Annotated in this window: 17 protein-coding genes and 1 pseudogene; 14 read left to right on the top strand and 4 right to left on the bottom strand. The window is 76.5% G+C overall.

Going from position 1 to position 13,183, the window contains the following annotated elements; translation table 11 throughout:
* The first annotated feature begins 10 nt into the window (after positions 1–10).
* On the top strand, positions 11–169 hold the full coding sequence (locus ACPPVO_RS11935; RefSeq protein WP_426511259.1) for a hypothetical protein: 159 nt from the start codon (positions 11–13) through the stop codon (positions 167–169).
* Positions 166–354 carry a hypothetical protein gene (locus tag ACPPVO_RS11940; protein ID WP_426511260.1) on the top strand — a complete coding sequence of 63 codons (189 nt, stop codon included), beginning with the start codon at positions 166–168 and terminating at the stop codon, positions 352–354. The genes ACPPVO_RS11935 and ACPPVO_RS11940 overlap by 4 nt, the downstream gene beginning before the upstream one ends.
* Here the strand turns inward: ACPPVO_RS11940 and ACPPVO_RS11945 are convergent.
* Together ACPPVO_RS11945 and ACPPVO_RS11950 are read right to left on the bottom strand one after the other, a co-directional pair.
* Positions 351–1,187, bottom strand: a complete 837-nt coding sequence (locus ACPPVO_RS11945; RefSeq protein ID WP_426511261.1) for an NAD-dependent epimerase/dehydratase family protein — start codon at positions 1,185–1,187, stop codon at positions 351–353. The genes ACPPVO_RS11940 and ACPPVO_RS11945 overlap by 4 nt on opposite strands.
* A gap of 77 nt (positions 1,188–1,264) precedes the next feature.
* Positions 1,265–2,299, bottom strand: a complete 1,035-nt coding sequence (locus tag ACPPVO_RS11950) for an NAD-dependent epimerase/dehydratase family protein (RefSeq protein WP_426511262.1) — start codon at positions 2,297–2,299, stop codon at positions 1,265–1,267.
* An 89-nt stretch (positions 2,300–2,388) separates the two neighbouring features.
* On the opposite strand from ACPPVO_RS11950, the gene ACPPVO_RS11955 reads away from it, so the two are divergent.
* The 9 genes from ACPPVO_RS11955 to ACPPVO_RS11995 are packed head-to-tail and all read left to right on the top strand — an operon-like array spanning position 2,389 to position 9,721.
* Complete coding sequence (locus tag ACPPVO_RS11955; protein WP_426511263.1) at positions 2,389–3,066, top strand: glycosyltransferase family 2 protein; 678 nt, start codon at positions 2,389–2,391, stop codon at positions 3,064–3,066.
* A complete protein-coding gene (locus ACPPVO_RS11960) occupies positions 3,063–3,692 on the top strand; it encodes a TIGR04282 family arsenosugar biosynthesis glycosyltransferase (RefSeq protein WP_426511264.1) in 630 nt (209 codons plus the stop codon). Before ACPPVO_RS11955 ends, ACPPVO_RS11960 begins: the two co-directional genes overlap by 4 nt.
* On the top strand, positions 3,689–4,339 hold the full coding sequence (locus ACPPVO_RS11965; RefSeq protein WP_426511265.1) for a methyltransferase domain-containing protein: 651 nt from the start codon (positions 3,689–3,691) through the stop codon (positions 4,337–4,339). The genes ACPPVO_RS11960 and ACPPVO_RS11965 overlap by 4 nt, the downstream gene beginning before the upstream one ends.
* Before the next feature lie 14 nt (positions 4,340–4,353).
* Positions 4,354–5,433, top strand: a complete 1,080-nt coding sequence (locus ACPPVO_RS11970) for a molybdopterin-dependent oxidoreductase (RefSeq protein WP_426511266.1) — start codon at positions 4,354–4,356, stop codon at positions 5,431–5,433.
* Complete coding sequence (locus tag ACPPVO_RS11975) at positions 5,430–5,834, top strand: hypothetical protein (RefSeq protein WP_426511267.1); 405 nt, start codon at positions 5,430–5,432, stop codon at positions 5,832–5,834. The genes ACPPVO_RS11970 and ACPPVO_RS11975 overlap by 4 nt, the downstream gene beginning before the upstream one ends.
* Complete coding sequence (locus tag ACPPVO_RS11980; RefSeq protein ID WP_426511268.1) at positions 5,831–7,108, top strand: glycosyltransferase 87 family protein; 1,278 nt, start codon at positions 5,831–5,833, stop codon at positions 7,106–7,108. The genes ACPPVO_RS11975 and ACPPVO_RS11980 overlap by 4 nt, the downstream gene beginning before the upstream one ends.
* A gap of 2 nt (positions 7,109–7,110) precedes the next feature.
* Positions 7,111–8,556 (top strand): LLM class flavin-dependent oxidoreductase, encoded by a 1,446-nt coding sequence (locus ACPPVO_RS11985; RefSeq protein WP_426511269.1) that lies wholly within the window; start codon positions 7,111–7,113, stop codon positions 8,554–8,556.
* A 35-nt stretch (positions 8,557–8,591) separates the two neighbouring features.
* Positions 8,592–8,879, top strand: a complete 288-nt coding sequence (locus tag ACPPVO_RS11990; RefSeq protein WP_426511270.1) for a YciI family protein — start codon at positions 8,592–8,594, stop codon at positions 8,877–8,879.
* Positions 8,876–9,721: an SWIM zinc finger family protein gene (locus tag ACPPVO_RS11995; protein WP_426511272.1), complete on the top strand. Its 846-nt coding sequence runs from the start codon at positions 8,876–8,878 to the stop codon at positions 9,719–9,721. The genes ACPPVO_RS11990 and ACPPVO_RS11995 overlap by 4 nt, the downstream gene beginning before the upstream one ends.
* On the opposite strand, the gene ACPPVO_RS12000 is transcribed toward ACPPVO_RS11995, so the two are convergent.
* Positions 9,624–10,142 (bottom strand): hypothetical protein, encoded by a 519-nt coding sequence (locus tag ACPPVO_RS12000; RefSeq protein WP_426511273.1) that lies wholly within the window; start codon positions 10,140–10,142, stop codon positions 9,624–9,626. The two genes, ACPPVO_RS11995 and ACPPVO_RS12000, sit on opposite strands and share 98 nt — an antisense overlap.
* Before the next feature lie 107 nt (positions 10,143–10,249).
* Here ACPPVO_RS12000 and ACPPVO_RS12005 point away from each other — a divergent pair.
* Positions 10,250–10,921: pseudogene (locus ACPPVO_RS12005) on the top strand (ABC transporter ATP-binding protein); the annotation flags it as partial.
* A 50-nt stretch (positions 10,922–10,971) separates the two neighbouring features.
* Positions 10,972–11,988 (top strand): ABC transporter permease subunit, encoded by a 1,017-nt coding sequence (locus ACPPVO_RS12010; RefSeq protein ID WP_426511274.1) that lies wholly within the window; start codon positions 10,972–10,974, stop codon positions 11,986–11,988.
* A gap of 57 nt (positions 11,989–12,045) precedes the next feature.
* Here ACPPVO_RS12010 and ACPPVO_RS12015 read toward each other — a convergent pair whose 3' ends face one another.
* A complete protein-coding gene (locus ACPPVO_RS12015; protein WP_360384221.1) occupies positions 12,046–12,441 on the bottom strand; it encodes a DUF2267 domain-containing protein in 396 nt (131 codons plus the stop codon).
* A 155-nt stretch (positions 12,442–12,596) separates the two neighbouring features.
* Between ACPPVO_RS12015 and ACPPVO_RS12020 the strand changes: the two genes are divergently transcribed.
* Positions 12,597–13,169, top strand: a complete 573-nt coding sequence (locus ACPPVO_RS12020) for an Hsp20/alpha crystallin family protein (protein ID WP_426511275.1) — start codon at positions 12,597–12,599, stop codon at positions 13,167–13,169.
* Positions 13,170–13,183 lie beyond the last annotated feature (14 nt).

Genomic DNA, 13,183 nt, shown 5'->3' on the forward strand with positions numbered 1-13,183 from the left:
ACGCTGCTCTGTGCCGGGGCGGCCAAGCCGGCCGTGCCCGTCCACCTGGGGCGGGCCCGGGCGCGAAGGCCTGCCGACGCTGGGGACCGCCGCCTTCGCCGTCGTGCTCGTGCTCGGCGTGGCGATGCTGGTGACCGCGGCGGCGATCCTCGGGCCGGTGCTGCGGTGAACCACGTCCCTGTCGATCTGCGCGAAAGCCGTCGACGGGAAGCCCACGGACACCTACGCGCGGCCTCCGACGTGGAGCTGACCCGGCGCGGCCGCACCAGGTTCAGCACCGCGATCGTGGAGGTGACGAGCCTCGACAACACCACCGTCAGCGTGCGGTACCCGAGGTACGCCGACCCGGTCTAGCCGCGCAGCTCCTGCACGAGGGAGGGGCCGCTCGGCGTCCAGCCCAGGCCCCGCGCCTTCGCGCCCGTCGCCTGCTGGTCGAGCAGCAGCGCGTCGGCGAACCCCTCGCCCAGGCGCGCACGGGTGTCCTCCACGGACTCCGGGGCGACGCCCGCCCCGCCCGCGGCGGCCTCGGCCAGCTCGCGCACGGTCGGGTTCACGCCCGAGGCGACGACCACGCGGCCGAGGCCGGAGCCGTGCTCGAGGACGAGGCGGTACACGACCGCGACGTCGTCCACGTGCACGCTCGTCCAGTGCTGCGAGCCGTCGCCGATGAGCTTGACGCGGCCCTGTTCGTCGCGCGCGGGTGCGAGTACACCCGCCGGGATGCCGCCGCCGTGGCCGTAGACGATGCCGGGCGCCACGATCGTGGCCGCGAGGCCCGAGTCGAGCACCGACTGCTCCACCGGCACGCGCCACGCGGTCAGGGCCGGCGGCGCGAGCGGGGACTCCTCGGTGATGTCCGCGTTGTCGCCCCAGAGCCAGATGCCGCTGGTGTGCACGTACGGCTTCCCGGCCTGCACCGCCGCGGCGATGATCGCCTTGTCGAACTCGACGGTGTCGGGGCCGCCCGTGGCCGCGATGTGCACGGCCGCGTCGGCCTCGGCGAACCGGGCCGCGGTCCAGCCCGCGTCGAACAGGTCGCCGACCGCCGCCTCGGCCCCGCCCTTGCGCGCCTTCGCGGCCGCCTCGTCGCTGCGCACCAGCGCGGTGACGGCGTGCCCGGCCGCGACGAGCTCCCGCACCACGGCCGACCCGATGTACCCGGTTCCCCCGGTCAACACGATCCTCATGGCCTCACGCTAGAGCGCGGCCGGCCGTCGCGTCGCCGTGTGTAACGACTCGGAATAATGGTCCCGCCACCGGGGTTTCAGGCGCGCAGCGCCGCCGTGGCGAACTCGCGCAGGCCCTCGGCGAGCCCGACGCCGGCGCTGAACCCCAGCTCGCGCCGCGCCCGGGCGGGCGAGGCGACGACGTGCCGCACGTCGCCGGCGCGGAAGTCGCCGGTCACGACCGGGGCCGGGCCGTCCATGGCGGTGGCCAGGGCCGCGGCCAGCGCGCCGACCGTCGTGGGCCGCCCCGAGGCGACGTTGTACGCCCGGAAGCCCGCCCGCCCCGTCGCGTCAACGGCCGCGAGGTTCGCCGCGGCGACGTCGGCCACGTGCACGAAGTCGCGGCGCTGCCCGCCGTCCTCGAACACGCGCGGCGCCCGGCCGGCCTCCAGTGCCGAGCGGAAGATCGCCGCCACGCCGCTGTAGGGCGTGTCACGGGGCATGCCGGGGCCGTAGACGTTGTGGTACCGCAGCGCCACCACGGACCCGCCGGCCGCCGACGCCCACGCCGCGGCGAGGTGCTCCTGGGCCGCCTTCGTCGCCGCGTACACGCTGCGCGGCCGCACCGGTGCGTCCTCGCCGACCTCGCCCGGCTCCAGCTCCGCGCCGCAGTCCGCGCAGCGCGCCTCGAACCGCCCGGCGGCCAGGTCCTCCGCCGTGCGCGCGGCGGGCTCGGCCGGGCCGTGCCGCGGGCAGGCGTACGCGCCCTCGCCGTAGACCACCATCGAGCTCGCCAGCACCAGCCGCCCCACGCCGGTCCGGGCCATGCCGGCCAGCAGCACCGCGGTGCCGAGGTCGTTGCACCCGGCGTACTCCGGCAGGTCCGCCAGGTCCACGCCCATGCCCACGATCGCGGCCTGGTGCACCACGACGTCGACGCCGGCCAGCGCGGCGCCGACCGCGGCCGCGTCGCGCACGTCGGCGCGCAGGAACGGGCCTTCGACGACCGGCTCCGTGCGGTGGGCCTTGGGGTGCAGCACGTCGAGCACGGTGACGTCGTGGCCGGCGGTCCGCAGGGCGGCGGCGACGTGGGTGCCGATGAACCCGGCGCCGCCGGTGACGAGGATGCGCATCCCCTGACGCTAGGCGCGGCCGGGCGCCGGGGTGGGGCCGCGTTCGTGGTTCGTAATAGTCCGTCAGCGGCTCGTAAGACCTTGTGACGATGATCATCGCTAGCGTCCGAGAGGTGACCGATGTCGTACTGCCCTGTCTCAATGAGGCGGCCGCGCTGCCGTGGGTGCTGTCGCGGCTGCCGGCCGGCTTCCGCGCGATCGTGGCCGACAACGGCTCCACCGACGGCTCGCCGGAGATCGCCGCGGCCCACGGCGCGACGGTGGTGGCCGCCGCCCCGCGCGGCTTCGGCGCCGCCGCCCACGCCGGGCTCTGCGCCGCGACCGCCGACGTGGTGTGCTTCATGGACGCCGACGGCTCCTTCGACCCGCGCCAGCTCCCGCGGGTCGCCGGCCCCGTCGCGGCCGGCGAGCGCGACCTGGTGCTCGGCCGCCGCCGGCCCACCGCCCGCGGGGCCTGGCCGGTGCACGGCCGCGCGGGCAACGCGCTGGTGGCGTGGCGGCTGCGGCGCACCGCCGGCATCCCGGTGCACGACCTCGGCCCGATGCGCGCCGCCCGCCGCGAGGCCCTGCTCGCGCTCGGCCTGACCGACCGCCGCTTCGGCTACCCGCTGGAGATGATGGTGCGGGCCGGGGCCGCGGGCTGGCGGATCGCCGAGGTCGACGTGGACTACGCGCCCCGGGCCGAAGGCGGCCGCTCGAAGGTGACCGGCAGCGTCCGCGGCACCCTGCGCGCGGTCCGCGACATGTCGCGGGTGCTGGCGTCATGAGGGTCCAGGTGCTGCTGCTGGCAAAGACCCCGGTGCCGGGGCGGGTGAAGACGCGGCTCTGTCCACCGTGGACGGCCGAGCAGGCCGCGTCGCTGGCCGCCGCCGCGATCGCCGACACCGCCGACGTGCTCGCGGCGACCCCGGCCGTGGCCCGCACCCTGGTCGTCGACGGGGCCCTGGCCGCGCCGCGCGGGTGGGGCCGGGTACCGCAGCGCGGGGCCGGGCTCGGGGAGCGGCTCGCGGCCGCGTACGCCGACACCGCCCGCCCGCGCGTCGCCACCCTGCTGGTCGGCATGGACACGCCCCAGCTGAGCGTCGGGCACCTGGTCGACGCCACCGCGCGGCTGGCGACGGCCGACGCGGTGCTCGGGCCGGCCGAGGACGGCGGCTGGTGGCTGCTGGGCCTGCGCGACCCGGCCGCGGCCGCGGTGCTGGCGGACGTGCCGATGTCCACTGCGGACACCGGCGCGCTCACCCGGGCCGCGCTGTGCGAGCGCGGGCTGGCCGTCTCGACCGCCGCGACCCTGCGCGACGTGGACACCGCCCCCGACGCCCGCGCGGCCGCCGCGGCCGCCCCCGCGACCCGGTTCGCCCGGGTCCTGTCCACCGTGGACGGACAGCGGTGACCGCGCCCGTCGCGGTGTTCGGGGCCGCGCTGCGCCGGGCCGAGCGCGGCGAGCCGGCCGCGCTGCGCCTCGTCGGGCCCGACGGGGCGGCCGTGCGGGCGCTCGACCCGCACGCGTGGCACCGCGGGTCGCGGCCGGGCGACGGCGCAATCCTGGACCGCTGCCCGGACGGGACCGTCGACCTCGGCTGCGGGCCGGGCCGGCTCACCGGCGCCCTCGCGGCGAGCGGCCGGCGGGTGCTGGGCGTGGACGTGAGCCCGCAGGCGGTGCGGTACGCCCGCCGCCACGGCGCCCCCGTGCTGCGCCAGGACCTGTTCCACCCGCTGCCGGGCGAGGGCGGCTGGCCCGGCGCCCTGCTCGCCGACGGCAACATCGGCATCGGCGGCGACCCGGCCCGCCTGCTGCGCCGCTGCCGCCGGCTCGTGGCCCCCGGCGGGACGGTGCTCGTGGAGGTCGACCCGCCCGGCGCCGGCAGCTGGAGCGGCCCGGTGGCGCTGGCCGACGAGCATCGCGGCCGCACCAGCGTCCCGTTCGCGTGGGCGTTCGTCGCCGCCGACGACCTCGCCGCCATGGCCGCGGCCGCCGCGCTGCACCACATCGACACCTGGACGGAGGCCGGTCGATGGTTCTCCCAGCTGGGAAAGTGAACGACGCCGGGCCGGTGAGGAGCGTCCGGCTCACCGCGAACCTCGGCCTCTGGCTGGCCGTCGCGTTCACGACGTGCCTCGTCACCGGCGTGCTGAGCCACTACATCCAGCACCCGCCGGGCTGGTTGCACTGGCCGTCGCGGCCGGTGCAGCTGTACCGCATCACCCAGGGCCTGCACGTGGCGAGCGGACTGGCCTCGGTGCCCCTGCTGACCGCCAAGATCTGGTCGGTCTTCCCGAAGCTCTTCGCCTGGCCGCCGGTGCGCGGCCTCGGGCACGCCCTCGAGCGCGCGGCGGTCGGCCTCCTGTCGGCCGCGGCCGTCTTCGAGCTCGTGACCGGGGTGCTGAACATTGCGTACTGGTACAAACTGATGCCCTTCGGTTTTATCGGCGCGCACTACTGGACGGCCTGGATCCTCGCCGGGGCACTGCTGCTGCACCTGGCGGCGAAGCTCCCGCTCATCCGCGGCCTCGCGGCCGAGCCCCGCCCGGCGCCCGGGACCGGGGGCTGGACCCGCCGGGGCGTGCTCGCGCTCACCGGCACCGCGGCCGGGGCCGTCACCCTCGCCACCGCCGGGCAGACCGTGGCCCCGCTGCGCCGGGTGTCGCTGCTCGCGCCGCGCCTGCCCGGCGTCGGGCCGCAGGGCGTGCCGGTGAACAAGACCGCCGCCGCGGCCGGGATCGTGCGGGTCGACGAGGCGTACCGCCTGCTCGTCACCGGCCCGGCCGGCCGCCACGCGCTCAGCCTCGCCGACCTGCTCGCCCTGCCGCAGACTGGGGCCGAGCTGCCGATCGCGTGCGTCGAGGGCTGGAGCGCGGGCGCCGCCTGGTCCGGGGTGCGCGTGGCCGACCTGCTGCGGCTCGTCGGCGCGGCGGAGACGGACCGGCCGGTGACGGTCGAGTCGCTGCAGGCGGACGGGCCGTACCGCGCCTCGGTGCTCGAGCCCGGCCAGGCCCGCGACCCGCTGACCCTGCTCGCCCTGCGCGTCGGCGGGGAGCCGCTGCACCTCGACCACGGGTACCCCTGCCGGCTCATCGCCCCGAACCGGCCCGGCGTGCTGCAGACCAAGTGGGTCGCGAAGGTGACGGCATGAGAGTCCTCCTCGCGCTGGCCGGCCTGGCCCTGCTCGGCTACGGGGTCTACGGCTGGCTCGACGCCCCGGGCCCCGAGCTGCTGGGCCGGCTCGTCTTCGCCGCCGTCGCGCTCGTCGCGCACGACTTCGTGGTGGTACCGCTGGTGGTGCTCGCGGGCGTCCTGACCACGCGGTTCGTGCCCGAGCCGGCGCGGCGCCCGGTCCAGGCCGCGCTCGCGGTCGGGGCGGCCCTGACCGTTGTCGCGCTCCCGTTCGTCATCGGCGCCGGGCGCATCGCCGACAACCCGTCGGCCTTTCCCCAGCGGTACGGCCGCGGCCTGCTGATCCTGCTCGCCGTGACCGCGCTCGTCGCCGCCGGCTGGGCGCTGCGGCGGTCGCGGTGGCGCTGGCGGAAGCGGTGAGGCGCACCGTCGCTGCGGCGGCCGCGCTGGCGCTGCTGCTCGGCGCGCTGCTGCTGCCGGGGCGCTGGTACCTCCTCGCCTGGCTCCCGTTCGCCGCCGGCGCCTGGCTCGTCGCCCGCACCGGCCGCCGGGCCGCGCTCGTCCTGGTGCTGCTCGGCGGCGTGCTGCTGCCCCTGGCCGCGGCCGCGCACCCGCCGAACAGCAGCGACGACGTGTACCGCTACGTCTGGGACGGCCGCGTCCAGCGCGCGGGCATCGACCCGTACCGGTACCCGCCCGCCGCCCCCGAGCTCCGCCCGTTCCGCGACGACACCCTGTGGCCCCCGGGCGCGCCGTGGTGCGTCCCGGACGGCTGCACGCTGATCAACCGCCCCGCCGTCCCGACCATCTACCCGCCGGTGGCGGAGGCGCTCTTCGCCGCGCTCCCGGGCCGGGTCGGCGCCTTCCAGCTGGCGATGGCCGCCTTCGCCGCCGCGACGGGCGCGCTGCTGTGGTTCGCGCTGCGCTCCCTCGGCCGCGACCCGCGCCGCGCGGTGCTGTGGTCCTGGTGCCCGCTCGTGGCCCTGGAGGCCGGGAACAACGCGCACGCCGACGCGGCCGCGGTGTTCCTGGCCGCCCTCGCGCTCCTGCTCGCCGCCCGCGGCCGGGCGGGCCCGGGCGGCGCGGTGCTGGGCCTGGCGATCGCCACCAAGCTCACCCCGGCGCTGCTCGCCCCGGCCCTGCTGCGCCGCCGCCCGGTGGCCGTGCTCGCCGCGGCCGCGGGCGCGGTCGCGGCCGTCTACCTGCCGCACGTGCTCGCGGCCGGCCCGAAGGTGCTGGGCTACCTGCCCGGCTACCTGCACGAGGAGGGCTACGCCGACGGCGCCCGCTTCGCGCTGCTCGGCCTCGTGCTGCCCCGCGCGTTCACCGCCCCGGCCGCGGCCCTGATCCTCGCCACGACCGCGGTGCTGGTGTGGCGCCGCGCCGACCCGGACCGCCCGTGGCGGGCCGCGGCCGCGATGGTCGCGGCGACGCTGCTCGTGGCCGCCCCCGCCTACCCGTGGTACGCGCTGCTGCTCGTGATGCTCGTCGCGTACGGCGCGCCGGCCGAGTGGCTCGCGGTCGCCGCGGCCGCGTACCTGCCCCAGTTCGCGGGCGACCTGGGCCTGGCGACGTCGACCGCGCAGCGCCTCGGCTACGGCGCCGCCCTCGCGTTGGTGCTTGCCGGGCTGGCCCTGCGCACCACACGGCGTACCGCTGAGACGTCACCGCAGGCGGCACCCTTCATGCTGTAGGGGTGCTGACGCTGCCGGAGCCGTGCCTCGTCGTCCTCGCCGGGCCCGGGGCGGCCGGGAAGTCGACCTGGGCCGCCGCGCACTTCCGCCCGGAGCGCATCGTGTCGTCCGATGCGCTCCGGGCGCTGGCCGGGGCCGGCGAGGACGACCTCGCGGCCAGCGCCGACGCGTTCGAGATCCTCGAGCTCGTGGTCGAGCGGCGGGTCCGGCGGCGGCTCACCACCGTCGTGGACACCCTCGGGCTCGACGCCGAGCGGCGGCGGCGCTGGATCGCCCTCGCGCGCGAGCACGACATGCCCTGCGTCGCGATCGCGTTCGACACGCCGGCGGCCGAGTGCCGGGCGCGCAACCGGGCCCGCACGCACAAGCGCATCCCGGCCGAGGCCCTCACGCGGCAGCTGCGCGACTGGGCCCGGACGCGGGAACTGCTCAAGGACGAAGGCTTTTCGGCGGTACACCTGGAAGCTCCGGCCAGAACCGTGCCGGACGCGTTTCTCGGGGCGGAGCCGGCGGCCCGGCGCCAGGCCGACGAGCCCGCGCGGCTCCGGTTCGGGCTGCACCTCGGCGAGTTCAAGGGCGTCGACGTGCGCGAGACCGCGCGGGCCGCCGAGGCCGCCGGGTTCGACGCGATATACGTCATGGACCACTTCCGCCAGATCCCGCAGATCGGCCGCGCCTGGGACGACTTCCTGGAGAGCTGGACGACGCTGGCGTACCTCGCCGCGTGCACCGAGACCGTCCGGCTCGGCACGCTCGTGAGCGGGGTGACGTACCGCAACGTCGCCCACCTCGGCAAGATCGCCGCCACCCTCGACGTCCTGTCGGGCGGGCGGGCCGTCTGCGGGCTCGGGCTCGCCTGGTTCCAGGAGGAGCACGCCGCCTACGGCTGGGACTTCCCCGACGTGCGCACGCGCTACGCGCTGCTGGAGGACGCGCTGCAGCTCCTGCCGCTGCTGTGGGGCAAGGGCAGCCCGCGCTTCGAGGGCCGGGTGCTCACCGTCCCCGAGGCGATGTGCTACCCGCGGCCGAAGCAGGAGCGGATCCCGATCGTCGTCGGCGGCAACGGCGAGCGGCACACGCTGCGGCTCGCCGCGAAGTACGCCGACGCGGCGAACGTCATGGGCGACCTCGCGACCGTGCGGCGCAAGGCGGAGGTGCTGCGCGGGTACAACCCGGAGACCGCGCTCACGCACCTCACCACGGCCCTCGTCGCCGCCGACGACCGCGGCGTCGAGGCGCTCGTCGAGGCCGGGCGCGGGCGGCGGCCCCGCGAGGCGTACGCCGCCGCGGTGCACGCGGGCACGGTCGACGACCACATCGGGCGGTTTCGCGAGCTGGCCGAGGCCGGGGTCGGCGAGGTCATGGTGCGCCTCCCGCACCCCGACTGCCTGGAGCCGATGGCTCGCGTCGTGGCGGCGTTCAAAGACGACGCCGTGGGCGCCGCCTGAGAACCATGGACCTCAAACCGGGTAGGCTCGCGGGAATGTTCGTCATCACGCTGCGGTACACGGCCGGGCTCGACCAGATCGACGCCGCCCTCCAGGCCCACACCGAGTGGGTCGACGGGCAGTACGACGACGGCGTGTTCGTCGCCTCGGGCGCCATGACGCCCCGCGAGGGCGGCGTGATCCTGGCCACCGGGCTGGAGCGGCCGGAGCTGGAGGCCCGCCTCGCGCTGGACCCGTTCCGGCAGAAGGGCCTGGCCGAGTACACCGTCGTGGAGTTCACCCCGCGCCGGGTCGTCCCGGGCCTGGAGCGCCTGCAGGGGTGACGACGCCGGAGTACTGGGGTTCCCGGACCGTCCGCGTCGAGGGCGGCATCCGGGCCCGCAGCACGCGCGGCGCCATCGGCGCGAGCTGGTGGTCCAAGCGCTTCCTGGCGGTGCTGGAGTCCTTCGCGCTCGGCACCCGCCTGACCCGGGGCCGCAACTACGCCCGCGCCGGGCAGGTGCTGCGCCTCGACGTGGCGCCCGGCACGGTGACCGCGAGCGTGCAGGGCTCGCGGCCCCGGCCGTACGACGTGAGCATCGGCCTCGCCGCGTTCGGCGACTCCGTGTGGGCCGGCGTCGAGCAGGCCCTGGCCGGCGAGGCGCTCGGCGCCGCCAAGCTGCTCGCCGGCGAGCTGCCGCCGCACGTCGAGGACGTGTTCCTGGCCGCGGGCGCGCCGCTGTTCCCGGCCCGCCTGGCCGACCTGACCATGCGCTGCAGCTGCCCGGACAATGCGGTGCCGTGCAAGCACCTGGCCGCCACCTGCTACCTGCTGGCCGAGCGCTTCGACGCCGACCCGTTCGACATCCTGCTCTGGCGCGGCCGGTCCCGCGACGCCCTCCTGGCCGCGCTGCGCACCCTGCGCGCCGGCGGTCCGGCCGAGCCGGACGACCTCGAACCGGTCGCCGCCGAGCTTCCATCCCCCATCGGTACCGCCGGAGCGCTGGCCGGCCTCGCCGAGCCCGACGTGGAGATCGAGCGGTTCTGGCTGTCCCCGGTCCCGCTGACCGAACCGGCGCCGTCGTTCGTCACCGAGCGGGATCTGCTCCTGCGCCAGCTGCCGCCCCCGCCGCCGGAGCTGGGCGGCGCCGAGACGCTGCGCCGCCTCCGCCGCTGGTACCGCTGAACCGCGCCACCAGCCCCGCCCCGAGCCCGAGGCCCCAGAGGGCCGCGTCGATGACGGTCACCGGGGTGAACCCGTGCTCGTCCGGCAGCGCCGAGGCCCACGTGGCGGCGACGACGGCCAGCCCGCCGGCCGGAACCCACCAGGCGCCGCGGGGCACGGCCCAGGCGACGAGGAACGCGAGCGCGAGCGCGGCCGCCGGCCCCGGCTCCTGCGGCTGATCGGCGACGCGGGCGACGGCGACGGCGGCCAGCGCGACCGCGATGGACCACGGCGAGCGCAGCACCACGAGCACCACGACGGCGACCCCGGCGAGGACGTCGAGGAGCCAGGACGTGCCGCCCCAGCTGCCGGCGAGCATGAACGCGGTGACGCCCAGGGCGGCCGCGCACACCGCGGCGAGGGCAAGGTCGATGAGTTTCATGCCTCAGTTGTAGGAGCGGCGCGGCCCCGGCGAACCGGTCAAAAGTACGGTCGCGCCCCTGCTTCGGCACGATGGCCGGCGTCCGGCCGGCGCCGAGGATTCGACGCATGACGAAATCACATGCGGTGCTGCGGGCGTCCGCGCTGACCAAGCGCTACGGGCGCCGGTCCGCGCTGAGCGGCGTCGACCTCGACGTCCCGGCGCGGCGGATCATCGGGCTCGTCGGCCCCAACGGCGCGGGCAAGTCGACCCTGCTGCAGCTGGCGTGCGGGCTCATCGAGCCGAGCGCGGGGACGCTGACGGTGCTCGGCGCCCGCCCCGCGGCCGACGCGGCGCACCTGGCGCGGGTCGGGTTCGTGGCGCAGGACGCCCCGGTGTACGGCGGGCTGACCGTCGCCGACCACCTGCGCATGGGGGCCCGGATGAATCCGCGCTGGGACGACCCCCTGGCGCGCGACCGGATCGGGCGGACCGGCCTGCCGCTGACCCAGAAGGCGGGCCGGCTCTCGGGCGGCCAGCGGGCCCAGCTGGCCCTGACCCTGGCCGCGGCCAAGCGACCCGAGCTGCTCATCCTCGACGAGCCGGCGGCCGCACTGGACCCGCTGGCCCGCGACGCCTTCCTGCGCAGCCTGCTGGATTCGGTGGCCGAGCTCGGCGCGAGCGCGATCCTCAGCTCCCACCTGCTGGCCGACGTCGAGCGCGTCTGCGACTACCTGATCGTGCTGGCCGGCGGCCGCGTCCAGCTGGCCGGCGACGTGTCCGAGCTGCGGGCCGCGCACGGCTCGTCGCTGGAGGACCTGGTCCTCACCTCGCTGCGGGGAGCGTCGGCATGATCTGGATGAGCTGGCGGCAGTTCCGCCTGCAGGCGCTCGTGGGCGCGCTGGTGCTGGGGGCGCTCGCGGCGTACCTGGTCGTCACCGGCCTCGACATCCGCGACGCGCACGACGGGTACCTGGCGCAGTGCCGGGCCACCGGGGACTGCGCCGCCGCGCTGGCCCGCCTGGTCGGCGACTACCGCACCCGGCTGCTCCTGCTGGCCGGCGTGCTCGGCCTGGTCCCGGTGCTGATCGGCATGTTCTGGGGCGCCCCGCTCATCGCCCGCGAGCTGGAGGCGGGCACCCACCGCCTGGCCTGGAACCAGAGCGTCACCCGGCGCCGCTGGCTGGCCGTGCGCCTGGCCACGGTGGTGCTCGCCGCGATGCTCGTCGCGGCCGCCGCGAGCGCCCTGCTGAGCTGGGCCGCCGCCCCGGTCGACACGATCGCCGGCGACCGCTTCGGCACCGTCAACTTCGGCGCCCGGGCGCTGTCCCCGATCGGCCAGGCCGCCTTCGCCACCGCAGTCGGCGCCGTGACGGGCCTGCTGATGCGCCGCACCCTGCCGGCCATGGCGGTCTCCGGCCTGCTGGTCCTGGTCACGCTCTTCGCCGTGCCCAACGCGGTCCGCCCCCACCTGATGCCGGCCCGCCACGAGACCCGCCCGATGACCGCGGAGGCGATCGACGCCGCCCACGGCCTGGGCACGCTGGGCAGTGCGCCGGTGCTGAAGGGCATCGAGGTCCCCGGGGCCTGGGTGACATCGGTGAGCGAGCTGCTGACCGCGGACGGCCGCCCCCTGGACGCGGGCGTATTCGACGACTGCCTGATGCAGGCCCCGAAGACGGGCGCGACGGGCACCTTCGGCGACTCGTCCCCGTGCCTGGCCGCGCACGACCTGCACCTGGACATCGCCTACCAGCCCAACGGGCGCTTCTGGACCTTCCAGTTGCTGGAGACGGCCCTGTACCTGCTCCTGACCGCCCTGGTGTCGGCGCTGGCCCTCTGGAGGATCAGGCACACGTCGCGATAGCCCGTTCCCGAGATGTCGGGCGCTGCCGCGCCCGACTTTTCGGGGAACGTGCGGGGATCAGACCGGCAGGAGCGAGGAGTCGGCCTCGGTCAGGGCCAGCACGTCGCTCGTCAAAGGCTGGTACACGCGGCGCAGGAGGGCCGGGTCGCACGCGCTCGCCACGGTGGCGAAGACCGCTCGGGCCAGCCTTTCCGCGTCGGCCGGCGGCACCGCGGCGCGCGCGGCTACGTCGGACAGGAAGTCCAGGTGTACCTCCTGGTCGTACAGGTGCTGGTAGGACCATAGGGGTTCGGCCAGAGTCGGTGGGAGCTCCGCGGCGAGGTGGTGCACCCAGCCGTCCGGGAGCCTCGTCGCCAGGGCGTGCAGCACGCCGCGCAGGGCCCGGCGCGCACGCTCGGGGTCGGTGATGCCGGTCTTGTCGCGTACCTCCGCGATGAAAACGTCTTCGTACATGCGAGAAACGCTGCCCGGGCCGGAGGTGAGCGGCCATCACTCGGGCGGGACGGGCTCGGTGCTGGGCCGCTCATCCCGCTCGGGTGGCACCGGGTCACCCGCGGCTCGCCCAGCATGGCGGGGTACAGGCAGCCCCGTTTCTTGGAGGCGTCACCATGACACTGCTGGTCACCCGTCCCCGCCGGTCGCTGGCCATGTATCCGGCGCTGGGCCTGCCCGTCACGAGCGGCGCGCCCGTCGACATCGAGGAGACGAGCGCGGCGTTCCGGATCGAGCTGGACCTGCCGGGCGTGGACCCCGGCGACGTCGAGATCGAGCTGCGCGACAGCGAGCTGCGCGTCTACGGCTCGTTCAAGGAGCGCGAGCGGACCGGAACGCTGCGGCACCACGCGCGGCGGACGGGCGAGTTCGAGTACCTGCTGTCCCTGCCCGGCGACGTGGACGCCGACGCGGTCGAGGCCGACCTCGACGGCGGGGTGCTCACGATCGTCGCGCCCAAGCTGCGCGAGCAGCATGCCCGCCGGATCGCGATCCAGGGCGGACGGGACACGGGGCCGGCCATGCGGCCCGACGCGCCGGACACGCCCGCGGCGCACGCGAAGCAGATGAAGGAGGGCCAGGCGCGGCCCGGCACCGGCGGCCAGCCGACCGGGATCGCCGGCAAGACGAGTACCGGGACCGGAGGCGTGGGCAGTACCGGGCAGGTCGGCCGGAGCGCGACGGCCTGAGGCGCGGCCGGGGC

This window comes from Dactylosporangium sp. McL0621 (assembly GCF_049995355.1).
Taxonomy (GTDB): Bacteria; Actinomycetota; Actinomycetes; order Mycobacteriales; family Micromonosporaceae; genus Dactylosporangium.